Below are 23,963 nucleotides of genomic sequence, written 5' to 3'. Positions count from 1 at the left end.
CCATGGCTATGACCCCACTCATTGGCAAAACACTTTCGGAGCTCCAAGAGCTAGTTACCTCTTTGGGTGAACCTCGCTTTAGAGGCAAGCAGATAGCAGAATGGCTCTACCAAAAGCACGCAACCTCCATTGAGGAGATGACCAACCTCTCCAAGTCGTTTCGAGCTAAATTGGCGGAGAATTATCAGGTCGGTCGCACTCCATTCACGCACCGACAGATCTCCACGGATGGCACAGAGAAGTACCTTTTCCCTCTACTTGCCAATCCCGCCTACCAATTTGAGACCGTTTACATTCCCGAAGCTAGTCGAGCCACCCTCTGCATCAGCAGTCAGGTAGGGTGCAAGATGGCGTGCTCATTTTGTGCCACGGGTAAAATGGGCTGGTTGGCCAATCTCTCAAGTGCCGATATTATCAATCAGGTGCTCAGTATCCCCCACTCCGATAAGCTCACCAACTTGGTCTTTATGGGGATGGGCGAGCCTTTGGACAACTATGAGGAGGTAGCAAAGGTGATAGAGATACTCACCGCCGACTACGGTCTGGCGTGGAGCCCCAAGCGGATCACGGTCAGCACGATAGGCGTAAAGGAAGGGCTCAATAGACTTCTACGGGAGCAGAGCGTACACATCGCTATCAGTATACACAATGCGATACCCGAGGAGCGACTACAATTGATGCCTGTGGAGCGAGCTTTCCATATAGAGGAGGTGGTGCAGCAGCTAAGCCAATACGACTTTTCGGGTCAGAGGCGGCTCTCCTTCGAGTACATTCTATTTGAGGGTCTCAATGATACCAAGGCACACGCCGACCGTCTGATAGCCCTCCTCAAGCCACTCGATTGTAGGGTCAACCTTATTAGGTACCACGCTATCCCAGGCATTCCCTACCATACCCCCACCTCGGAGCAGGTGCTTTGGTTTGAGGAGTACCTCAATAAGCACGGACTACGCACCACCACCCGACGCTCACGTGGCGAAGATATATCGGCAGCGTGTGGTATGCTCTCCACAGAAAAGAAAAAGTAATCCTCTACCGATAAAATGGCTACCTACCGCCAAGCAAAAGACCTCACGAGAGGACCGATCGGGCCTCATCTTGTACACCTTGCCCTCCCGATACTAGGGACCTCCTTCATACAGATGCTCTACAGCTTTACCGATATGGCGTGGGTAGGGCGTCTCTCCTCCGAAGCAGTGGCAGCAACGGGAGCAGCCTCGGTCTTTACGTGGATTGCCAGCTCACTCTCTATGCTGAATAAGGTAGCTGCCGAGGTGGGGGTCTCCAATGCTCTAGGCCGAGGAGAGCAGGATGAAGCTCGCCAGTACGCCAGCCACACCTCTACTATTGCTATCATTATGGGCGTGGTGGTGATGGCTATCTACCTCCTATTTAATGAAGGGTTGATAGGCATCTATCGGCTCGAGACCTCTATCCACAAGATGGGGACCGACTATCTCTCCATAGTGGCGCTAGGGTTACCCCTCATCTTTCCCACGGTCGCCTACACCGGCATCTACAATGCTACGGGTCACTCCAAGATTCCTTTCATTATAAGTAGTATAGGACTATTTCTCAATATGCTCCTCGACCCACTCCTTATATTTGTAGCGGGCTTGGGGGTCAAGGGGGCAGCACTCGCCACCATCCTCTCCCAAGGGATCGTGCTAGCTCTTTTCCTCTTACAGATGTGCTACAGAGACCAATTGCTGGGTGGAATCAAGATATTCATCAAACTAACTAAAGGGATTACCTACAGCGTACTGCGTATCGGCACCCCTGTGGCAGTGATGAATAGCCTATTTGCTTTTATCAACCTCACACTAGGACACCTTGCCTCGCTCTATGGCGGGCATCTCGGAGTGATGGCACTCACTACTGGAGGGCAGCTAGAGGGGCTCTGCTGGAATACCGCCCAAGGATTCTCTACCGCCCTTAGTGCCTTTACTGGTCAAAACTATGGGGCTAATCAGATAGACCGTATCTACAAAGGGGTACGGTACACACTGATCTTATCACTGATTGTGGGCGTACTGGGCTTCTGCATCTACTACTTTTGGGGCGAAGGGCTCTTCGCACTCATTGTCCCTGAGGAAGCCGCCTACATCGCAGGTGGCATCTACCTATCCATTCAAGCGGTACCACAAGTATTTAGCATGATAGAGATCACCAGCCAAGGTTTCTTCTATGGTATCCGCCAGACACTCCCCCCCTCCCTCATCAGTATCATTGGCAACCTGCTCCGGATTCCCGCCGCCCTCCTCTTATTACCCCTCACCAAGGATATCACCACCCTTTGGTGGATCATTGGTGCCTCCTCTATTCTCAAGGGCATCGTTGCTGGCATCTGGTACCTCCTCGTCCGTCGCTCCACCATTTCATCGAATAGATAAAGATAAATACCATACCATTATGACCGAAAGACAACTAGAAATTGCTCGAACCTTTACCGACAAAGAGGTGATGGCAAATGCCATCGCCAAGCTAAGGACTTTGACGCTGAATAAGCTTCTAACGGTTGAAGACCCCGAAGAGCGAGCCAACCTTATAGAGCAACAGGCCACCCTAGAGTATGAGGAAATGGCGGTCTTGGGAGACGATGAAGTCTCAAAAAACATTCAAGACAAAGTAGTAAAGCTTTATTCACCCATCCTAAAAGCATATTATGAAGAGAAGTGATGTAGAAGCACTATTGACTCAGCTTAAGGGGTTTTATATTAGTGATAAAGAGCCTAGCGGACACCCAAGAGCTATTATATTGGGAGGACAACCATCTGCTGGAAAGAGTGCACTCGCAAAGATAGCCCAAAATGAGCTTCCAAGTATACTCACCATAAATGGCGACAAGTATAGAGAGCACCACCCACTACACAAAGAACTGATAAAGGAGCCCCTTAAGTACTCATCTGAAACGCAGATATTCTCCAATGTATTTACAGAGGGATTGATAGACGAAGCCATAAGAAATCGGCTAAATGTATCGGTAGAAGGGACTATGAGGCGAAGCGAAGTAGTAGCTGACACCGCTCGAAAGTTCAAAAGGGCTGGCTTTGAGGTAGAACTAATGTGTATCTCTGCACCACCAGAACTCACTGCTGTCAATCTTTTTTCAAGATATGCCAGTGAGGTACAACTTATGGATAGTGGCAGACTAGCCGACTTTGAAAGCCACAACCAAGCTTGTAACGGTATACTTAAGACGTTGGACGACGCCTACGGGAATAAAGACATTGACAGAATACGCCTATATGCTCTCTTCGGAATGGAATTAATTGCCGACTATCAGAGGAATGAGGATGGTCTCTGGACGATTCAAGAGAAACCTAGCGAATTAATTGAAAGGATAAGGGATAAACAACTGCAAAATAGAGAGTTGGTTTTGCTGCTGATTGACAAGGGACTAACAGCCTTATCAATCATCCAAGATGAAAAGATAAGAGAGAAGCTAATCAGCCAGCTCCACCATCTGATACGTCGGGCATCCACCATACAGCCCCACCAATAGCAACTCTCCCAGGCAGAGATTACAAAGTAAAAATCCGGCTAAAAAGAAGGTCACAGACACCCCTTCATAACCATCTGTAATTCAACGCCATATAAAAGCGCTTATTGAGATGCAACTAAGCAATCGGCGAGATGCAACTAAGCAAAAGCTTTCTTGCAACTCGCCGATTGCTTAGTTGCATCTCCACTTTTCCCCTACTACCTTAGAGTTTTTAGTAGTATCCCAAATGTGTGCAAGCCCGAATAATGATATCTCTGTAAAGTTGTGAATTAAAACAAAATCAATAGACATTATCATGAGACTTACACGAGTGCAATGTAAGGAAATGCTTCAAACTTTATAATTAAATGGCAAGGGATTAAGGACTTTACGAAGTTCGCGGAAATATGCATTTGTAGCCAATAGAAGTTTTCAGCCTTGTGCTCTTTTTAGGATAACGGCCGTTAAGGGATGGGAATGAATGCTTTTGCTTGGTATGGGGACTAAAAAAAGTCACCCTAGGGAGAATATCTCCTTAGGGTGACTTATTATTTCACAATTAGAGTGATCTCTAATTATCAGCCATTTACCTTGTGCATAGTAGCAATAAGGTCGAGTACACGATTTGAGTAGCCGATCTCATTATCGTACCAAGATACTAGCTTCACGAAGCTATCGGTAAGAGCGATACCAGCTTCCTTATCGAAGATAGATGAATGGGTATCACCAAGGAAGTCGCTTGAAACAACTGCATCCTCAGTGTAACCAAGAACACCCTTAAGCTCATTTTCAGATGCCTTCTTGATCACTGCGCAGATCTCCTCGTAAGAAGCTGGCTTCTCTAGATTAACAGTAAGGTCTACTACAGAAACATCGAGTGTAGGTACGCGGAAAGACATACCAGTGAGCTTACCATTGAGGTCAGGGATTACTTTACCCACAGCCTTAGCTGCACCTGTGGTAGAAGGGATGATATTGCCACCTGCTGCACGACCACCTCTCCAGTCCTTCATTGATGGACCATCAACCGTCTTCTGAGTAGCAGTAGCTGAGTGTACAGTGGTCATAAGACCATCCTTAATACCGAAATGATCGTGGATAACCTTTGCTAGAGGGGCAAGACAGTTGGTAGTACAGCTTGCGTTGCTCACAATCTTAGTGCCCTTTTCGTACTTATCTTCGTTTACACCAACTACGTACATTGGGGTAGCATCCTTAGAAGGAGCTGACATCACAACATACTTAGCACCAGCCTCGAGGTGAGCTTGAGCCTTCTCGGCAGTAAGGAATAGACCAGTAGACTCTACAATATACTCAGCACCAATCTCATTCCACTTAAGGTCTCTAGGATCACGCTCTTGAGTGCAACGAATGGTATTGCCATTGACAGTCAAAGTGCTCTTATCAAGGTCATAAGAGATCTCGCCATCAAACTGACCATGCATTGTATCGTATTTTAGCATATACGCTAGATAGTCAACAGATAGGAGGTCATTAATCCCTACCACTACTAGGTCATTTCTCTTTGTTGAAGCACGGAACACAAAGCGTCCAATACGGCCAAAACCGTTGATACCAATCTTAATCATATCAGTATTCTTATTTATGTATTAATTATTATTTATTCGTCAGGGATAAGTTTATTCATCACCCATCATCTTTCAAGGGCAAATTTACTCAAAATATTTGAAGTACTGGGCATATTCACCACTCTCTTAAATGAAATGGTCTATCGTATAGCCAAAATCAAACTCTTTTCTCGCTTACTTTCGTTTACGACGTCGACCAAATAATCTCCCTACACCGCTTCGGAGTATCTTGCCAGTCCCTTTGAGACTATATGATAGCAATCGCATACCACCGAGGGAGTAGAGTGTAGGTAGGAGGTAGCTCTTAATCCCTGTGAGAAGGCCATTTTGGCTTTGGTCATCTCGGGTGCTAAAGCTACTGGTGGGATTGCTATCTAGCCGCTCTTGAGCGAGCTCCTTCGCCACCTTCTTCTCTCTATTTTTACTAATAAAGCCATTGATAAAGCTAGCTATCTTGCCTACACCGGGTGAGGTTTTTCGTAGGTTATCAATAGCATCGTCAATGACCATCTTACCGCTATTACTCTTGAGATAATTGATCTTTTCCTTGACCCTATCTAGTCGCATATTGGCACGAGCTTCCAATCTATCCTCTCGTGCTTTCAACCTTGCTTGAGTTGTTGTTGTTAAGTTGCTCATTGTACCTCCTCCTTTATTTCAGTTGCAGCGAGGGCTGTTTGCTCACTTGCTATCAATGTTTCTCTCTCCTGATTGTGTTCTTTGGCCTCTTGCTTATCGAGATAATTATTGACCAATTGGTTCTCCATCTTCCTCGTCACACGCTTGCGCAATGCTAGTAGTATTGCCAAAATAAGTAGGAAGAATACCAATAGGCAGACCGCCGAAAAGGTTAGCGCTGAAAGGGTGGCAAAAGCCTCTGTGCCATTGGTCACAAAGACGAGTGATAGGGCAAATATCGCAGCCACCAACGTGAAAGTCGCCACAATTAAGCTCAGCACCACCAGAATAGAGCCATATATAGACTTGGCAACAATGGGGGCTCCCTTTTCTGTTGCTTTGAGCTCTATCAGGCTTTTTTTTGCCTCAATATAATCCTTTAGCTCGGCAATCACCTCACTAAAAGTCTCTTTGATGCTTGTCATTGGCATATCATTAATTATAATCAAATATTAAAAGTAATGGGTGAGCGACTCAATGCTCTCACGATCAGCTCGTGAGGCCATAGAGTCACCCACCCATCCTATCTTTCTCTCCATGTACCACTGGTAAAGTGGTGTGGTGAGTCAATATCACCGAATTACTTGGAGTGGTTACTTCTTAGAAAGCTTCTCTGCTTCCTCTCTTGCAGCGTCCTTTAGGTCGGAGAGCTCCTCTTCTGTAAGGTCAGCCAACTCCTCAGCTTCCTCCTTTACCTTCTTTCCCATGTTTTTAGCCGAAGAGACTACATCATCGTATAGATGACCAGCATCATCCTTAATATCGGCCATGTATCTGGAAAGGTCTCTCTTGGCTCTACGAGCACGGATCTTGCCATCGTAATAGGCATCCTTGATATTGCTCTTCACCTTATCACCATAATCCGACATATCATCGATAAAGTCATTGCGCTTCTTATTGTCGGAAAAGTAGGCAACAGCAGCACCAATAGCGGTACCAATAGCTACGCCTATCAAAAGCTTCAGACCATCGTTATTTCTCATAATCTTGCCTTATTTAATGATTACACATTAGTTCATTCATCTCTCACACTACAAATGTACCGTAATTAATTGAGATTCTACAGGAAACAAGCCACAAAAAAGGTTAATAACCCCCTGTCGTTGCTCTTCATGTAGCAAGTCTCTGGCTCTGTAGTGTGATTCTATTGCCATTGGTGTATCATCGGTCTCCAAGAAATACTTATCGCACACTCCACTTGAGCAATAGGGGTGTAGGCTAAGAAAAATACCTGCACTAGTAAGTTGCTTTGCAAGAGCAGCGCTTCCTCTAAATCCATGAACGATCCATGGCACTTCGGACTTGGAGTGAGACTTCTTTTTGGCTAGCAAGTGGTGCCATCCACCCACGATATGAAAAATAAGTGGATAGCCGAGCTGGTCGGCCAAAGTAATATGAAAGTCTACAAGTAACTCTTGCTCCTCGAGTGAAAGAGGGGAGCGATTATCCCAACCGCACTCCCCCACCCCAATGAGTTTAGGGGTCAATGACAAGGTGCGGTACCACTCCGAAATCAGCTGCGCCCTATCTTGCCTCAGCTGGTCAACGAACTCCTTTGTCCCCTCTAGCATAGGGTGCACCCCCCAAGTAGCAAAGTTGGCTCTAGGCTCAACCTTTTCGCCCAGATGCAATGATTGAATGACTATCACATCTTTATCCGCAAGGTATTTCTTACAGCCATCGGCGTGGGTATGGAAGTCAAGGTAAGGAATCATACACTTAAGGGACAGGGTCATAACCGCTTCCGCCCCATGGATTGCACCGTAATATGCGCCATATAGCGAGGAGGAGCCCTTTGATTGGGCCGTGCTTTTTTAGTGCCTCAACAGCGTAGGTGCTACAACTAGGCGTGAATCTACAAGAAGGGGGAAGCATCGGTGAGATGGCCCGCTTGTAAAAGTAAATAGGCAAAAGTAGGAGCTGTACCAATAGCTCCGACACCCACTTGACACACCTCTTAATCATCTTCTACTGGTTCTTTAGTAGGTGGTTGTAGCTTCTTGAAGGCCTCCTCCACTGCCTGCTGGACTGTGGAGTACCTACTCAGCCGGTCCTTTAGGTAAATGAAGCCAATCAGGAGCGTCACTTCAGGATCAATCTGCTTCACTAGCTCTTTTTTAGTGAGCCTATAAGCTTCACGAGTGAGCCGCTTTATACGGTTGCGGTCAACGGCATGCTTCAGCCGCCTTTTGGGGACGGAGACCATCATCTTGAGCGGAAGCTCTTGTCGGGGGACTTCCAAGTAGACCACTCTAAAAGGGTAACAAACAAAGCTACCTCTCGAGGCGAATAGCTCATTGAGCTCGCTTCGGAGGTAGATTCTCTCTTCCTTTTTGAGTGTCTGACTCTCAGGCATGTTTCTTTTTTGTACTCTTCACAAGGTGGTCGAGTGCCGCATTGATACTGGTAAAGTCTTTATTAGGGACAGGCATATCCACTCTTAGTTTCGCCTCCTTGAGCGACTTGAGAGTACCTTCACCCAAACAGCCGATCAATTGATCGCCCTGCTCATACTCGGGGATGCTATGGAATAGCGACTGAACACCATTGGGGCTGAAAAATATCAGCATATCATAGCCCTCTATCTCCTCTTTCGTCACGGGGGTGAACTCAAGTTTGCTAACCACTCCGAGAGTGTGGACAATATTATTTGCTGCCAACTCCTCGGAGTAACGCTCCTTCACACCGTCAATCCCTGGGACAAAGAAGTGCTCCTTATCGTACTTCAGAAGTAGCGAAAGGAGGTCTCCTACATTGCCATTCTTCTCTGGGAAAAAGACTTTACGCTTCCTTACAGTAATATGCTTTTGCAGATATGTAGCCACGAACTCTGAATTACAGAAGTACTTATAATCCTCTGGCAACTCTATCCTCAGCTCCTTTACTAGCTTAAAAAAGTGATCGGCTACAGTCTTAGAATTGAGTACCACACCCGTATGCTCCAAGATCTCAATCTTCTGATCTCTAAACTCTCTAGCACTCACAGGAGTGATACTAAATAACGGCTTAAAATCTATTTCTACACCCGTCTCCTCCATCAGCTGGAAGTAGGGTGATTTAGTATTGGTTGGCTTTGGTTGCGACACCAAAATGGTCTTAATTTTTTGAGGCATTACTCTTTCCTTATCGATTTATACCAACAAAAATAGCAACGGAGCTATTTCGCAAGTGCAAAGATACAAAATTAAATGCAGAGGGAAATTAAGTAGCTTCGGGAATATGGCGATACTATAGTGAATAAGTAGCATCCTAAAGAAGAAATAGGTACCTCCCAATAGCATCGAAATTACCCAAGTACTGCCTCCACCCCCGGTGATACTCACCAGTAGAGGTAGATAGAGCGTCACCCCAACTAGCCCCCAAACTCGAAAGAAGGCTAGAAACCACTGGCTCACCTTTTCTGGCACGCCAAAAGCATACCACAATACCCCGTATACCAGTAAATTAATCAAGAGGTAGCTCAATCCGTAAAGGAAACCACTGCCGGCCACCAACCAATAGGGGGCACTTCCCGAGCTGCTCCATACCAACTCCGCATAGAGAAAGCCCACGAGGAGTATCGTCTGCAGTGTAAGATAAGAATAGAGGGCCACACCTCCTCCTGCCCCTCGCTGTCGTTTGTTACGCTGATAAAAAGCCCAAAGCAACGCCCCAGTTACCAGTAATAGCAATAGTACCCCTATGAGATAATCTCTATAAGCTGGTATTTCAGCTATTATATTGGGTTGGTAACGTTGATTAAATTGTGGCCAATTGTCCATCTTTTGGCTTGTAGACTACTTCCTCCATACCTCAGAGAGGTCGGCAGGTAGCATCGCGAGAGCGTTCTCCTCCGCCTGCCGCATCTCTTTTGCCTGCTCCTCGGTCTGATCGTCCACCCCACAGAGATGGAGCACGCCATGGATCAGCACCCTTAGAAATTCCCGTCTGAAAGGTTCGCCATACTCCTCTGCATTGCTAGTCACCATCTCCACGCTAATCACGATATCTGCAAAAAGCAGCCCATCTCGCGTCTGGTCAAAGGTGATGATATCGGTATAATAATCGTGATTTAGATACTTCTGATTAATCTCCAATATCCGCTCATTGTCACAGAATTGATAGGTTATATCGCCCACCTCGTAGCCATACTCCTCTGCTACATCCTTAATCCATGCATTGACCTCTCTTCTCCTAAAAGCTGGGATAGTCACACCCTCTCCATAATAATTAATAGCCATATCTTTAGTCTCTCAAAGGGATATACTCTGAATAATCTTCACCAAAAGCTGCTAGCTCACGTATCAAAGAGCTACTAATAATGCGGTGATCGGGAGCTGCGAATAGACAAATTGTCTCCACGCCAAAGTAGGAGCGATTGACCTCGGCTAGGGTCTGTTCGTTATCAAGGTCGCCAATTCCCCTCAGCCCACGAACCAATACGGCTCCTTGTTCCTTGGCATAATTAGCCACAATACCGTCGTATGCCACCACCTTGATCCGTGAATCATCCCGATAAAGCTCCTCAATAAACTTCATACGCTCCTCCACCGACTGAAATGGTTGCTTCGCTATATTCTGCCCCAATACTATATATAGCTCATCTAGCAACTGCAGTGCACGCGACACGATATCGGCATGCCCTATTGTAAAAGGGTCAAAGCTCCCCGCATATACACCCACTCGCTTCATCTTTACACACTCTCTGGGTCTAGATTTTGCACAATAAAGTCCTGGCGTTCGGGGGTATTATTGCCCATATAAAACTCAAGCAACTCCTGCACATTATCCTCCTTCTTCATCATCACAGGATCCAAGCGAATTTGCTCCCCAATAAACTCCTTAAACTCCTCTGGACGTATCTCTCCAAGTCCCTTAAAGCGGGTCACACTGCTCTCCTTTCCCAGCTTTTTGATCGCCTCATCTCGCTCCCGCTCATCGTAACAGTAGATGGTGGTGCTATCCTTCTTATCCCGCACTCTGAATAAAGGGGTCTGCAGGATAAAGACATGATTCTGGCGAATCAGATCAGGGAAAAAGCGTAGGAAAAAGGTAATGATCAGCAGACGGATATGCATTCCATCCACATCGGCATCGGTGGCTACGATCACCTTATTATATCGTAGGTTGTCCAGTCCATCCTCAATATTGAGCGCTGCTTGAAGTAGGTTGAACTCCTCATTCTCATACACCACCTCCTTCTTACGACCATAGCAATTAAGCGGCTTTCCTCTGAGCGAAAAGACTGCCTGGTGCTCCGCATTTCGGCTCTGCGTAATGCTTCCACTTGCCGAAAGCCCCTCCGTGATAAATATCTGAGTATCATCGGCTAGAGAGGCCTTAGGATCATTGTAGTGCTGTGTGCAGTCACGTAGCTTCTTATTGTGTATCGATGCCTTCTTGGCACGTTCCTTTGCTGCTTTAGAGACACCAGCAAGGGCTCTGCGCTCGCGCTCATTTTCCTGCACCTTCTTGAGCAACGCTTCGGCAGTCTCACTATGGATATGCAGATAGTCGTCGAGGTTAGCTTTGAGGAAGTCTCCCACGAACTTCTGTATCGTTATTCCCCCCTCCTCTATCTCTCTCGAGCCTAGCTTCATCTTAGTCTGGCTCTCAAACAAGGGCTCTTGTATACGGATACTTATGGCAGCAGTAATACCAGAGCGGATGTCATTAAAGTCAAAGTTCTTCTGAAAAAAGTCGCGCACCGTACGTCCTATTGCCTCCTTAAAGGCCGATAAGTGCGTCCCTCCATGGATGGTATTCTGACCATTGACAAACGAGTAGTACTCCTCACCATACTGGGTAGAGTGCGTAATTGCCACCTCAATATCCTTACCGATGAAATGGATGATCGGATAGAGTGGCTCACTCGTCATATTCTCCTCCAAAAGGTCCATCAGTCCATTCTTAGAGACAAAGGTCTTGCCATTGAGCGTCAGCTTCAGCCCTGGTTGCAGATAGGCATACATCCGGAGCATCTCCTGAATATATTCCACCTGATAGCGGTAGTTTTTGAAGAGTGCCACATCGGGTAAGAAGTCCACCTCCGTCCCGTCACGCTCCGTGGTATCAAAGAGGTCACTCTCCTCCTTTAGCACCCCTTTCTCAAAGACCACATACTTCCCCTTTCCCTCTCGATAGGAGGTCACTTGCAATCGGGTACTGAGGGCATTAACCGCCTTAAGACCCACTCCATTGAGCCCCACCGCCTTCTTAAATACTTCACTATCATACTTGGCACCCGTATTCATAGTGCCCACCGCCTTCACGAGCGACCCTTGCGGAATTCCTCGTCCGAAGTCCCTAACCACGATATGTCGCATCTCAGACTCATCAAGCGATATCTTGATCTGCGTACCAAATCCCATGGTGTATTCGTCAATAGAGTTGTCAATCACCTCCTTCAATAGTACATAGATACCATCGTCCTTGGAGGTGCCATCGCCCAACTTCCCTATATACATACCCGGACGTAGCCTGATATGATCCATAGGGTCCAGCGTCACCACTGTATCATCCTTATAGATTTTAGCATTCCCCTCCGTTGTAGGGTCTTGTTGTGCGTTATTTATCTGGTTTTCCAACTCCATATATATGTATATCCTCTCTCTCCTTTTTTACTACACTAATTTCTTATAAAAGGCTCTTCTCCGCTTATGGTGTACCTTTTTGAAGTAATTCCACTGCAGCATCACACTGAGATTTGTCTCCAGCTCAGGATTACTCTCGGCATACTTCACTTGATAACGATGCATCACCTTGATCAGATCCTCAAAGATAAGGGCGGTAATTCCCTTATTCTGATACTCCGGCTTCACCCCAATCAAAAGGAGCTCTACTACTTCAGGCTGTTTCGACTTAAGTGCTTTAAGAATATGGATAAAGCCAGTAGGGAAGAGCCTACCATTGGCCTTCTTCAGAGCCTTAACGATGCTTGGCAAAGTAATACCAAAGCCGACGACTTCACCATCATTAGTCACCACTAAATTGACAAAGTCTAGATTGACCATAGGGAGATACTGCTTGATGTAGTACTCAATCTGGTCATCGGTCAGCTCCGACACGCTATACAGTGGGGCATAAGCCTCATTGATCAGCTCAAAGATAGCCCGCCCATACCGCATCAGCCCATCACGCTCCTTAAACTTAAGGAGCCTCACCCCATACCTATCCTGCACTATTTGGCAGAGCCTAGCATGCTTCTCCGGTACAATCTTGGGGATATATATTTTGTACTCCAGCCAGTCAATATCCTTTTCATATCCACGGCGAGCCAATTGCTTGGGATAGAAGGGGTAATTGTAGATCGTAATCATCGTACCCATTTGGTCAAAACCCTCTATCAGCATTCCCTCCTTATCAAGGTCGGTAAATCCCATCGGCCCATGTATCTCGTCACAACCTCGCTCCCTAGCCCATGCCTCTACGGTATCAAAGAGTAGGTCTACCACTTCATCATCATCAATAAAGTCCACCCATCCAAAGCGAGCTCTGTTTTGCTTCCACTTTTTATTGGCTCGGTGGTTGATGATACCGGCAATCCTACCGACCACTTCACCCCCACGCTTCACCATAAATAGGTCGGCCTCAGAAAAGGCAAAAGCGGGGTTACTCTCTCGCGATAGCGATTTCAACTCATCGCCGATAAGGTCGGGGACATGATTGGGATTGTCCTTGTACAAGTCTAGATTAAACTGCACAAATTCCTTGAGCTCACTTTTATCAGTGACACGCACTAGAGTCAGTCCACGCCCCTCCTTTTCCGACCCAAAGTAGCTAGCTACCCTCCTTGCTTGTTTCTTGATATCAAAAATCATACACTATTATTGTCAAGGCTTGACTGCAAATATACACATTTTAGCGAAGCTTTCGGCTCCTTCCAATACCTTGCAACTACTTAAGGAGCTGCTCCAACTGTGCAACGCTCTCAATACGATGCAATTCTCCACCCCCCTTAGTAATCAAGAAGAGCGAAGGTAGCCGGTAAAGATTGTAGTAGCCCACCAACTTAGAGTAGCTTCCGTCACGATCCTGTAGGTTGATCCATGGGAGCGCTTTCGTGGCACTAATCCAAATATGCGGGTCGGTGTCCAACCCCACCTGTACGATTTCCAAACCACGGGTGCCATACTGGCTATAAAGCTCCGCAAGTGCGCTATTGAACTCTGCCGACCAATTGGCCTGCATCGTAGAAAAAGCAAGGAGCACATTCCGACCTGCCACGACACTCGAAAGCGTCACTTCCCTACCCTCTCTATCAGGTAGGGTAAAGTCGATATACGAGGTCTCCTCCACTCCTGCAGCTTTCAATAGTTCAGTACTACTCCCTTGTACCTCCTCACCTCTCTCTTGCTGCCTGACCACCGCAATCGAGCGTAGTGCAAGGTCGTACAGATGCTTAGTACGTGGATTTTCGGGCTGAAAAGTATTGTAGATATTAGCGATAGCTGCAAAGGCTTTGGAGTCGGTTTTGTCATACGGATTGAATACCAAGTTGCCATCTACCTGCTGAAATAGAGCAAAGTAAGCGACGGGCGACCGAGGATTGCTATAGATATACTTTCGAGCCACCTCCTTGTAGCTATCGAATATACTATCCCGCTGTGCCACATATAGCTCTGGGCTACTTAGAGATGATCCTTCAAGCTTAGAGAGAGACACATTGGCATCCAAAAGAGCCAACCATACCTCTCGGATTTGCGACGTAGCCTGGTTCCCTTCCACAGAGTAGCTAGTAGCGAAATTCCTTGAGTCACCATTGATAGTAGTGGTAGAAGGGATGGTATCGATTGCCATCGGAATCACCTGCTTACCAAGCCTTAGCCGATAGAAATCAGGATACTCGGGCAGTGGCACATCAAATCGATAACTACCCTTACGCTGTAGCACGGTAGAATCAATCAACTCCGCTCCAGTCAGCCCCTGATACTCCAAGTAAAGGGTTTGTCCCTCCGACTCCGAAATAGTTCCTTGTACTCTAAATTGCTCATCACTCTTACTGCACCCTACCATCGAAAGTAGTCCCACACTGAGTGAGAGTAATAGGAGTAGAAAATTGTTTCGCTTCATCGCTGCTATATCTATAATTTATATGTACACTTAATTCTTAGGGAAAAGAGCTTTCACCGACTCTTGCCAGCCATCACCCGACACTCGGAGAATCACCACTCCCAAGCCCTCAAACATATTACGAGGGAATACAAAGAAGTCACTACCCTCACACTGGTCACTGTAGATTGGCTCTCCCAACAAGCTATAAGCCTGGAGAGAATAGGTGGCAGACCCTGAAGGGTCATTAATCTTCAGTAGCATCTGCTCACCATTGAGTGGTGTAATCTTTAGGCGTGGCTCTGCTAGTGTAGGTGACTTGAGTGTCGCATTACTCACGACAGGATCCACCCATAGAGTAAGCCCTCCATTCTGCTGGTACTTCGTATAGGGCTGCCACTCATTCGCCACTCGCCACATGGCGCTATTAGCAGCAAGGTCGGAATGCTGCTGGTGCACCACCGAAATACCCTGAGGGATGGTGGCGGTAGGGATCGCGAAGCAAAGCACCTGATCTGTGGTAACCTCCACAGGAGATGGGAGACTGAGGTAGATCTCCTTAAAGGCTCCTGGTACTTGTTTCCCCTTATTCTTTGGGTCTGTCACCAAAGACTCCAGAGAGACCGCCTGGCTACCAAGATGAGTGGCTCCGTCATTACCATAAATATTGACCACCAGCTCATCTCCCGACTGTGCCTCTCCTGATAGCATCACATAAACGCCATACACCTTGCTACCAGCAGCCATTCGGTAGCTCTCCCCAATCTCCTGTACCCCTTGGTCGCTACCCAAGAGCTTAGCCCTATCCAACTGAGGAAGTAGCTCTATCACACGGGTATTACTTGGCGCAATGCGCATATTGGTGAGCCGCACTGGAGCTTGCTCCCCCCCTTGGCTAGCTCCCTTACCGGCACAAGTGGTAGCTCTAGCACCAGTAGGGTCAAGCGCGGCTACAATCTTCCTCGCCTCCGCATCTTCCGACTCCCATATTCTCTGTAGGGAGGCAAAGAAGTCGTGGCTGCGATTACCGCAATATGATTCTCCACCCGATAACACTCCAGTAATCCTATGCTCGGGGTCCAAGAGTGGCGACCCCGAAGAGCCTGAGGCGGTGGTTCCAAGATCCCAAAAAGGCACCTTGATGTGCTGGTTCTCGCCAAAAGGTAGTCCTGAACCCGAATAGGTAGAGTAGTTAAGTGGAGATAGAGCGAGATTAATCCGCTTGGTATAGCCATACGGATGATGGATATTGGCATGTGCTACGTCCATCTTAGGCTCTGCATTCCATCCAGCATAGTATGCTTGGTAATCTGCTGGAGGAGCAACAACATTCAACTCCAGCAATGCCACATCGGTAAAGGGATGACACCCCAACATCTTGGCACCCGCAATGCTCTGAGTGGCACTTGGTTGGATACCAGAATCGCACATAGGAGTCTGATAATTAAAGAAGAAAACCGATTTTTCCGCTTCCTCCTCCAGCCTCTTAGGAGAGAGTAAACCATTACTAAAGTTGGCCTCCATCACATGTGAAGCAGTAAGAATTAGCGGACGACCATCACTACTCGTATTATTGACCAGAATACCTGTTCCTAAATACCCTGACCCAGTAACTACCACCACTACACTCCTTGCTACATCCTGATATTCAGGGTAGCACGCCACTTCAGGTGTACAAGCCAAATTTCTGGGAGAACCAACCTGAGGATTACTATACCTCAGCAGTCCCTCAATGGAGCGAACACCATGGTACAGCTCCTGCAAGTGCAGACGTGGTCGGCTACCCTTAGGTGCTTGTAGCTCTATCACCACATCATCAGCCAAAATAGGCTGAATTGGGAGAGAGGCACGCTCGTTATTATTTTCCCACCCAAAGCCACCAAGGCACCGTGTAGGATCCAAAGTACTATAAATATATAGATAAGCCCCCCTAGGAAGCTCCCACTGGTCAAAGAAAAAGCCCAAACTCTTGGCCCCTTGAGATCGAACACGATACCGCCATACCTCGGTGCCATCACTCCACTGAGTGTGCTCTCCATCTTGGATAATATCCAAGCCCACCTCTATCGTATGCGCAAAGAGGTAAGCCCGAAGGTCAGCAGAACTTTGCTCCATCTCTAGCCGTGCGGAGTCCTGGTCAAATTGTGGTGCCCGATAGGTGGGCAACTGTAGTAGCTCCGCCATACGCAAGCCACCACTCTCCGTTGGTCGCTCGCCACTCCTCGCTATCTGCGCCTGCGAGAGGAGGCAACTACCAAAGGCTATCACAGCCAGCAATATCACTCTTCTTAATTTCATTGGGTATACCTAGTTTAATGGTGGGCAAAGCCCATAATTCTTCTACAAAAGTAATCAAAAAAGTTCAATGAAGACGAACCTTTCCCCAACCTCCTCCCTTTTATGCGCTATTCCTTTGTTGGAGGTTGTTGCTCGAAAGATAAAATGTAAGTCGCTGAAGACAATGGAGAATTCAGGTGCAGGGGTTACGCATTAGGGGTATATTCATAAGTTAATGACCCTATAAAATAGGAGAAAGTGGTGGCTTAAAAAGCCCATTAATAACAAATTGATATTCAACATTATATAAAAGTGAAAACTGAGTTGCAACTAAACTTTTGCCCTCATACGAAGGGAAGGAGGCAAGGGTAGAGAAAGGGCAAAAAAAGAGGGTCGGGAAAAGTCCCGACCCTCGCTAATTGAAAACTGATAATTGGATTATTTCACCTTGAAGTGAAGAGGCACCTGTGACGAAGTGATACCATCGGTGGCAGTGATTATGATGATCACCCGTCCCTTTGCTTTTGCATTATAGGTGAGCGTCTCACCAGAGACGGTAGCCTCCATTACCTCTGGTCGCTCTGAGCGTGCTGTGAAGGTAAGGGTGGCCCCCTCTTGATACTTGAAGAGAGTTGGTAGCTTTACCTCGCCCTTATTCCCTATCGAAACGGTTTGCTCGCTGAGATTTTTGAGCGGTGTCACGGCTTGATACTGGCTGATGTGGTAGCTAATAACCTCTTCGGTGCTCTTACCATACTCATCTGTCAGTACCAGTGTGATTTCGTGGTCACCTGCTGCTTTGATTGGTGCTATCTCTATCTCTATTACCTCTCCATCGCGGTGGTGCTTGATTCCATAGAGATCACCCTTGAGGGCGTAGCTCCACTTGTGTTGGTCGGGGTCATTGACCTTAAGGGTCAGATGCTCCCTTTGGTTGGTAGCTAGCTTTATCATACCCTTTGGTAGACCATCGGTCACGATAGGAGCCTTATTCTCCTCAGTAGTGAATTGCCCTTTGGCTAGTTTGGCCGAGTGATTACCGAAGTAGTCTACCGCCTCAATCGCATAGTGGTAGAGTGTGCCATCGTTGATGCCCTTGAGCAAATACTTAACCATCTGGTTGTCGCCACGGCTATCGGGGTATACCTTGATAGGCTTTAGGTCCTTGGTAGAAGCAATCTCCTTAGTGTCAATGTAGAGATTGTAGTAGTAGGCTTCTCCATTATGGGCATCGGCATCTTTGGAAGTAGCCCATGTGAATTGGGCCGTAATGTAGTCGGGAGTGACACTTACCGACTTTACCTCTTCGGGTGCATTATCCTTATTCTCTAAGAGTGCTATGCTTGCATCAATATAGCCTGCACCTAGCTTGCCCTTGAGTATTGGGTTGAAGCTATAGATGTCGTAGGGTCGCAATGCAGAGAGTAGGCGCTTTTTGAGCATCTCATTGGTAAAGCCCTTGCCCCCAAACTTGGAGACTACAAGTGCAGCAATACCTGATACGTGTGGGCAAGCCATGGAGGTTCCCTGCATGTAGCCATAATCATTCCCTGGGATGGTGCTAAGCACACCCGCAGTCATTCCGAAGTCTTGGTCGCCACCGGGAGCGGTAATATCTACGAAGGCTCCGAAGTTGGAGTAGTAGGCTTTCTTAAAGCCCCAACCCATAGATGCCACGCTGATACAGCCTTCGTAGGCACCTGGGTAGTTATTGTACTCTAGCCCATCATTACCTGCTGCGAAGATAATGACACCACCCTTCATCGGGGAGTCGGGGAGTTGATTACCATCTTTATCACAGCCAGCATACTTGATAAAGTAGTCCATTGCCTCTTTGTCGTACTCGGGCAATTGACCTGGACCAGGGGCGATGTAGCCCCAAGAGTTTTGGCTAATGACTGCTCCATGATCGGCTCCGTAGACAATTCCATTGACGCCTGGTACTGTCTTTTCACCCTTGAAGCCAAAGATCTGTGCATTAATAAGGATTACCCCGGTTCCCGCCTCACCATTACCGCCAGCGACACCAGCCACACCTATTCCATTATTATTGATGGCTGCAATGGTGCCGGCTACGTGGGTACCATGGTCAGAGCTTTTGCTTTCGATCTGACCTTTGCCTTTAAGCTTCTGAGTCTTCTTATCCACAACAAAGGAGAAGCTTCGATCAAGGTCTACTCGCCCGGCAAGGTCTTCGTGCTGATAGTCAATACCAGCGTCCACCACACAGACTACTACCTCTGGTCGGCCACTCTCCACTTGCCAAGCCTCTTTTAGGTTGATATCGGCTCCTGCTAGAGAGCGTGCCATCTGACTACCACCAGTATTATAGTAATGCCACTGGTTGGGCAATAGGGGGTCATTGAAGTCGCCCGACCCCAAGGCACGAGTAGATGCAAGTGCCTCACTAGAGATGGGCGTTGCCTTTGTCTCTGGTTGTGCGACAGCATACTTCAGCTCTACGTACTCAAAAGTCTCAGTAGCACCTAGTACCTGCTGTGCCTCTCTTGAAGAGATTTGGCCATCTAAGTTGACAATCATCCAGCGGTCAAGGCCTGCCTTGTGACGGCGCTCACGATACTCAGGATAGTCAACGAAGAGAGGCTCAATACTTACAGCTCCAATTTGGCGAAGGCTGGACTGCACTTCGGATGAGGTACTTCGGAGAGAAGTATTGCCTGCTGCCTTGAGTAGCTGTAGGTCGGAGGGCTTTAGCTTCACTACCACTTGCCCCGATATGATGGAGGGTGTGAGCTGGTCTCGATCGCCCTCTTGCTCTACTTTCTCTATTGGTTTTTCACCTCTCTGCAGCAGGTCTTGATGACATCCACCCAATGGAAGCAAGGCTGCCATCAGTGTAGCAAAGTAGAAATAGATGGTTTTATTATGTTGTTTCATCTGTAAATACTATTTAGAAGTTTCTGGTATTGTACCTACGAGCTGGCACACTGGTGAGTGTCTCTTGAGGCTCTTGCAGGTTGTTGGTTGCTACAGCCGAAGTGCCACTCTCTTGAGGTAGCTTCTCGTACCTAATGGTAGCGGTCTTTTTAGCACCAAATATCTCTGGGCTCATATACATTAAGACTACCATCTTTAGGCCTTTCTCCTTATTGACAAAGTTGACGCCATCCATATTCATACCGTAGAATATGAAGCCCTCACTCTCGGCCAATGCTTCAAACTCTGGCGTGGTTCTAAACTGTCCAGGCGAGGTCTCAAAGATGACACGCTCACAATCATTGTAGCAAAGACGTAATAAGCGTACGCTCTGTAGCTCTTCTGGCGTTGCCCTTAATATAGATAGGTGGAACTCGTAGAAGCGGAACTCCTGCTTATTCGCATCGGTCTCCTGATTGGTTTGGTAGATAGCTGCCCACATCTCATCGGGGTGCTGAGGGTCGTTATTACCAATTGGCATTTCAATGAGTACCTTACTACCAAGCGATTTCTCCCATGCGGAAATATCTTTGAATTTCACCCTTGGGTCATAAATCCTCTTCTGAATTTCATCGGTGTAAACTGGTAGCTTATCGAATGTAGGAAGAGGTTTATCGGGTAGATACTGTGGATTGAAACGGACATAATATTCATTATACCTTGTTTCATGAAAGAGTGATGCCACGAGGAACCCATCAGGGCTGATCAGCTTGGGCGATTCGGGCTTACTATTGTAGCGCTCCTTGTAGCCTAGATCTTTCAGATACTGCAGATAGCCACCCTCCTTTTGAAACTCCTTTGGGTCGGAGAGAAGAATCATCACCTGGTCATAGACGAAGTGCGAATCAAGACTATGGAAATAGTTGATCTCAGGAAGCTTTTGGCTAGAGGTCTCGAAAAGTAGGGCATCTGGTGAGCCGAAGTCACTATCGCCAAACTGGATCTGAACGACTTTAAAACCCCTAGCTTCCTCATAAGCGACAAGGTCTTTGTAGACCATATACTTGTGTGATTCTTGGTAGGGAACAAAGTACTCCAATTGACCAGCCTGCTCCACAGTAATGGTGAGCTCGGAAGCGTCGGCTTTCTTTATTGTGACGATTGCTTGCCGTGGCTCGGTGCTGTGATTGCGAGGCGCTGCCAGCTTTATGGACTGGCTATCTTGCAATGGAGTGATTGCGAGCCACTCTTCAGAGGCAGTGATCTGATCCCAACTTATCTCTCCACCGATTACCTGAAGGTACTTTTCGCCACCCATACTAGGTAGTTGGAGTTTGTCACCAGAAAGCTGGGAGAGGTCTAGCTGTAGATCTGCCCCCTTTTGGGATACTGTGATATGGCGTACCAAATTATTATCTGAAATGACAGATACTGTGGCATGCCGCTCTTTACTGCTATGATTTTCGGTAGTCGCTATAGCTAGTTTGTTATCAGACGGAGTGACTGTAAGCCACTCTACTTGTGGAGTGATGCTGTAAATCCAATCTATAGCATCGCCACAACGATTGCAAACTTTGACATTGACCTCTTGCACACCTGCAGATCGGTCAAAAGAAAGCTCGGACTGAGAGAGCTCAATACTTCCGAAGTCGGCCTCTGTGGGCTTATCTTTTTGGCAGGAAGCTAGAGCTACTCCTACTATTAGGAGTCCTATTAATTGTCTTATATAATGTCTCATAGTTGATTAAGCTCCTATTAGAATGACTTCTTGGCACTCCGGCTATGGAGTGATTCGTGCACACGTATGCGTGGGCTAGTATGTAGGTAGTCAAGAGCCTTGAAGTCGCCCTTCTTTACGGCTTGGAATGCTCTCTGCTCCTCACGCGATAGTGCTGTGGTGCCTTGTGGCTGTATGAATAGAGTATAATAACCAATCATCAGTGAAGGCTTGTTATCATTCACATCAGTGAATTGCACTCTCCTGACATAGATTACACGCTCTTGAGTATCGCTTACAGACTTCCAATAGTAATAGGCCTGGGAATCTTTGTCTACCCCATCAAATTGATAACCTGCATCGAGTATCAAGTTCTCTAGCTCGTCAGTGATAATATAACGACGCCCCTCCTCGCGTATACCCCAGCTTAGGTTGGAGAAATACATGGCTTGATCTGCAACGGTCTGGACATAATCAGCCGTAGAGTTCTTTGGGGTGCTGGTAAAGAACCAGTAGGTATGATTAATAGCATCGTATTGAGCATCACTCTTCGCACACTCGAAACCTGCTGCCTTGTATAGCTGAGTGCTTTGGTCTTGATTGATAAATGAAGTCTTAGAGCCTGCTTCACCCTCAAGGCGGATGATGTCTGCTGCCTTGTATTGAGTATTGGATAGGCGATCTAACCAATTGTCTTTACCTACTGGTAGGGTTGGGAAGGTAGGGTATTTCTTCGTCTGGGGGTAGTAAGGGAAGAAGGCGACCACTGCCCCGCCTTGCTTGATCTCTATCTGAGCATTGATTGCTTTCTGTGTATTACGATATACCAATACAAGGTCTTTGCTTGCTTCCTTATCCTGAACATAGCCATTGTCTTCTAGGAATGCTTGGTACTCCTTTAGCTCCACCTGAGCAGCATCATCATTAATATATAGAATTGACTGAGCTACCGTATATTTGAGCTCCCCTAGATTGCGCATATAGGCAAACATTGGCATGTAGTCGCTATTGGTGATGAATTGCATCACAGTAGGCACCTCTTCTTTTTGGAAGTTATCATACTTGCCTTGCTGGTAGCCCTGTAGTATGGAGCCACGCTCTTGCTCATAATTAATAAGCTCTACATCGGAATGGCTTCTGGAAGTAGGTTCAAAGGGCAATAAGTATTTTGCCACTCCTTTCTGTGTGATAAGTAGACCAACTTGCTCTCCATTCTGTGCTTTAGCAATCAGCGTGGTGGATCTACTCTCATACTCCTTATTGGCTGTTACCTTTACGATAAGCATCTTTGCCCCATCACCGCCTACTACTGAGAGCCACTCTTTAGCCTCCTCCTCTATAGGCTCAAAGTGCCAGTCGTCGCTATTCGTAGCAATCTGCACCATCTTCTCGCCTGCCTTATGTGAGAAGACTAGCTCACTCTCTGAAAAGCTAAAGAGCAGGTCGCTTGCAGACTGGGTAACATAGACTTTTTGCACACCTGCACGGCTAGAGATAATGATCTCTGCTTTACGCTCCTTTCCTAGAGTGTTGGCAGTAGCTGTGAGGGTGAGTTTATCATTGTCCTTCGTTGGAACAAGCCAGCTATTCTCGCCCACATTGGAGATATAGCTCCACACCTTGGTGCCAGAGATAGTTAGGACCTCCTGTCCACCATCTTTGTTAAATACCACATTGGTCAGGCTTACTTCTAGTGCCCCATCATTGATCTCGTTATCCGAAGATGTGCTACACGCTGTTAGTTGTAGCAGAAGTAGCACGATAGGTGCTACAAATAGCCATAATTTAGCTCTTTTTCCCATAGTTTCTTTTGCTAATTGTTTGTTTGTTAACCTTTAGTTGTTTTGTTTAGGTATCAATCACCACAAATTAACCAAAAATAAATGAGATTATAGAGCATTTACATAAGAAATATTGAGGTTTAGACGAATTATATAGACCTCAAATGGGGGGGGGGGGGAGATAAAAAAAACCACTGTACTCCCATTAGTAAGTACAGTGGAAAAAACGATCATTATGAGTGGACCCTGAAGGATTCGAACCTTCGACCCTCTGCTTGTAAGGCAGATGCTCTAAACCAACTGAGCTAAGGATCCGATATAAATGACAAAACTAGTGAGTGGACCCTGAAGGATTCGAACCTTCGACCCTCTGCTTGTAAGGCAGATGCTCTAAACCAACTGAGCTAAGGATCCGATATATCTTCTTTTTGCTTTAGCTTTGCAAAGGTACTATAAATATTTCAATCTACCAAAGAAGTCGCCAATGTTTTTTGAGTCACGTAGAATATAAGTTGAATATAAAATGAGAG

Annotated in this window: 22 protein-coding genes and 2 tRNA genes; 4 read left to right on the top strand and 20 right to left on the bottom strand. The window is 46.8% G+C overall.

Going from position 1 to position 23,963, the window contains the following annotated elements; all coding sequences use genetic code 11:
- Positions 1-2 precede the first annotated feature (2 nt).
- Genes rlmN through A3GK_RS0106480 form a run of 4 tightly spaced genes read left to right on the top strand, consistent with a single transcriptional unit; the run spans position 3 to position 3,505 of the window.
- Positions 3-1,028: a 23S rRNA (adenine(2503)-C(2))-methyltransferase RlmN gene (gene rlmN, locus A3GK_RS0106495; protein ID WP_018028661.1), complete on the top strand. Its 1,026-nt coding sequence runs from the start codon at positions 3-5 to the stop codon at positions 1,026-1,028.
- A 15-nt stretch (positions 1,029-1,043) separates the two neighbouring features.
- Complete coding sequence (locus A3GK_RS0106490; RefSeq protein ID WP_018028660.1) at positions 1,044-2,393, top strand: MATE family efflux transporter; 1,350 nt, start codon at positions 1,044-1,046, stop codon at positions 2,391-2,393.
- A 19-nt stretch (positions 2,394-2,412) separates the two neighbouring features.
- A complete protein-coding gene (locus A3GK_RS0106485) occupies positions 2,413-2,679 on the top strand; it encodes a hypothetical protein (RefSeq protein WP_018028659.1) in 267 nt (88 codons plus the stop codon).
- Positions 2,666-3,505, top strand: a complete 840-nt coding sequence (locus tag A3GK_RS0106480; protein ID WP_018028658.1) for a zeta toxin family protein — start codon at positions 2,666-2,668, stop codon at positions 3,503-3,505. The genes A3GK_RS0106485 and A3GK_RS0106480 overlap by 14 nt, the downstream gene beginning before the upstream one ends.
- 557 nt (positions 3,506-4,062) lie before the next feature.
- Here A3GK_RS0106480 and gap read toward each other — a convergent pair.
- From gap to A3GK_RS0106380, 20 genes are all read right to left on the bottom strand, one after another.
- On the bottom strand, positions 4,063-5,073 hold the full coding sequence (gap, locus tag A3GK_RS0106475; RefSeq protein WP_018028657.1) for a type I glyceraldehyde-3-phosphate dehydrogenase: 1,011 nt from the start codon (positions 5,071-5,073) through the stop codon (positions 4,063-4,065).
- 174 nt (positions 5,074-5,247) lie between these two features.
- Entirely contained in the window at positions 5,248-5,712 is a 465-nt protein-coding gene (locus A3GK_RS0106470) for a hypothetical protein (protein WP_021903149.1), read from the bottom strand.
- Positions 5,709-6,182, bottom strand: coding sequence for a hypothetical protein (locus tag A3GK_RS0106465; RefSeq protein ID WP_155799456.1), 474 nt, complete (start codon positions 6,180-6,182; stop codon positions 5,709-5,711). The genes A3GK_RS0106470 and A3GK_RS0106465 overlap by 4 nt, the downstream gene beginning before the upstream one ends.
- A 162-nt stretch (positions 6,183-6,344) precedes the next feature.
- Positions 6,345-6,734 carry a YtxH domain-containing protein gene (locus A3GK_RS0106455; protein WP_018028654.1) on the bottom strand — a complete coding sequence of 130 codons (390 nt, stop codon included), beginning with the start codon at positions 6,732-6,734 and terminating at the stop codon, positions 6,345-6,347.
- Between the two features lie 48 nt (positions 6,735-6,782).
- Positions 6,783-7,466, bottom strand: a complete 684-nt coding sequence (locus tag A3GK_RS11045) for a TatD family hydrolase (RefSeq protein ID WP_244860729.1) — start codon at positions 7,464-7,466, stop codon at positions 6,783-6,785.
- A 4-nt stretch (positions 7,467-7,470) separates the two neighbouring features.
- The gene (gene yidD, locus A3GK_RS11255) at positions 7,471-7,716 is read right to left on the bottom strand and encodes a membrane protein insertion efficiency factor YidD (RefSeq protein WP_018028652.1); all 246 of its coding nucleotides are present in this window, start codon (positions 7,714-7,716) and stop codon (positions 7,471-7,473) included.
- Positions 7,709-8,107 carry a ribonuclease P protein component gene (locus A3GK_RS10575; protein ID WP_018028651.1) on the bottom strand — a complete coding sequence of 133 codons (399 nt, stop codon included), beginning with the start codon at positions 8,105-8,107 and terminating at the stop codon, positions 7,709-7,711. The genes yidD and A3GK_RS10575 overlap by 8 nt, the downstream gene beginning before the upstream one ends.
- Entirely contained in the window at positions 8,100-8,864 is a 765-nt protein-coding gene (locus A3GK_RS0106440) for a uroporphyrinogen-III synthase (RefSeq protein WP_018028650.1), read from the bottom strand. Before A3GK_RS0106440 ends, A3GK_RS10575 begins: the two co-directional genes overlap by 8 nt.
- Before the next feature lie 18 nt (positions 8,865-8,882).
- Positions 8,883-9,512: a DUF4271 domain-containing protein gene (locus A3GK_RS0106435; protein WP_018028649.1), complete on the bottom strand. Its 630-nt coding sequence runs from the start codon at positions 9,510-9,512 to the stop codon at positions 8,883-8,885.
- Positions 9,513-9,527: 15 nt separating this feature from the next.
- Positions 9,528-9,971 carry an rRNA maturation RNase YbeY gene (gene ybeY, locus A3GK_RS0106430; protein WP_018028648.1) on the bottom strand — a complete coding sequence of 148 codons (444 nt, stop codon included), beginning with the start codon at positions 9,969-9,971 and terminating at the stop codon, positions 9,528-9,530.
- Between the two features lie 4 nt (positions 9,972-9,975).
- A complete protein-coding gene (gene coaD, locus A3GK_RS0106425) occupies positions 9,976-10,422 on the bottom strand; it encodes a pantetheine-phosphate adenylyltransferase (RefSeq protein WP_018028647.1) in 447 nt (148 codons plus the stop codon).
- A gap of 2 nt (positions 10,423-10,424) precedes the next feature.
- Positions 10,425-12,323, bottom strand: coding sequence for a toprim domain-containing protein (locus A3GK_RS0106420; RefSeq protein ID WP_018028646.1), 1,899 nt, complete (start codon positions 12,321-12,323; stop codon positions 10,425-10,427).
- A gap of 30 nt (positions 12,324-12,353) precedes the next feature.
- Positions 12,354-13,550, bottom strand: a complete 1,197-nt coding sequence (locus tag A3GK_RS0106415) for a GNAT family N-acetyltransferase (RefSeq protein WP_018028645.1) — start codon at positions 13,548-13,550, stop codon at positions 12,354-12,356.
- Positions 13,551-13,626: 76 nt separating this feature from the next.
- On the bottom strand, positions 13,627-14,802 hold the full coding sequence (locus tag A3GK_RS0106410; RefSeq protein WP_018028644.1) for a thioredoxin-like domain-containing protein: 1,176 nt from the start codon (positions 14,800-14,802) through the stop codon (positions 13,627-13,629).
- A gap of 30 nt (positions 14,803-14,832) precedes the next feature.
- The gene (locus tag A3GK_RS0106405; RefSeq protein WP_018028643.1) at positions 14,833-17,079 is read right to left on the bottom strand and encodes a trypsin-like serine peptidase; all 2,247 of its coding nucleotides are present in this window, start codon (positions 17,077-17,079) and stop codon (positions 14,833-14,835) included.
- Positions 17,080-17,496: 417 nt separating this feature from the next.
- The gene (locus A3GK_RS10570; RefSeq protein ID WP_018028642.1) at positions 17,497-19,956 is read right to left on the bottom strand and encodes a S8 family serine peptidase; all 2,460 of its coding nucleotides are present in this window, start codon (positions 19,954-19,956) and stop codon (positions 17,497-17,499) included.
- 13 nt (positions 19,957-19,969) lie between these two features.
- Positions 19,970-21,673 (bottom strand): BACON domain-containing protein, encoded by a 1,704-nt coding sequence (locus A3GK_RS0106395; protein WP_018028641.1) that lies wholly within the window; start codon positions 21,671-21,673, stop codon positions 19,970-19,972.
- Positions 21,674-21,690: 17 nt separating this feature from the next.
- The gene (locus tag A3GK_RS0106390) at positions 21,691-23,454 is read right to left on the bottom strand and encodes a BACON domain-containing protein (protein WP_018028640.1); all 1,764 of its coding nucleotides are present in this window, start codon (positions 23,452-23,454) and stop codon (positions 21,691-21,693) included.
- A gap of 219 nt (positions 23,455-23,673) precedes the next feature.
- Positions 23,674-23,748, bottom strand: a tRNA-Val gene (locus tag A3GK_RS0106385).
- 24 nt (positions 23,749-23,772) lie between these two features.
- Positions 23,773-23,847: transfer RNA gene (locus tag A3GK_RS0106380), tRNA-Val, on the bottom strand.
- Positions 23,848-23,963 lie beyond the last annotated feature (116 nt).

This window comes from Porphyromonas somerae DSM 23386 (assembly GCF_000372405.1).
In the GTDB taxonomy this organism is placed as follows: Bacteria; Bacteroidota; Bacteroidia; order Bacteroidales; family Porphyromonadaceae; genus Porphyromonas_A; species Porphyromonas_A somerae.
Note: the sequence above shows the minus strand (reverse complement) of the source record. Positions and strands in the feature narration are given on the sequence as shown.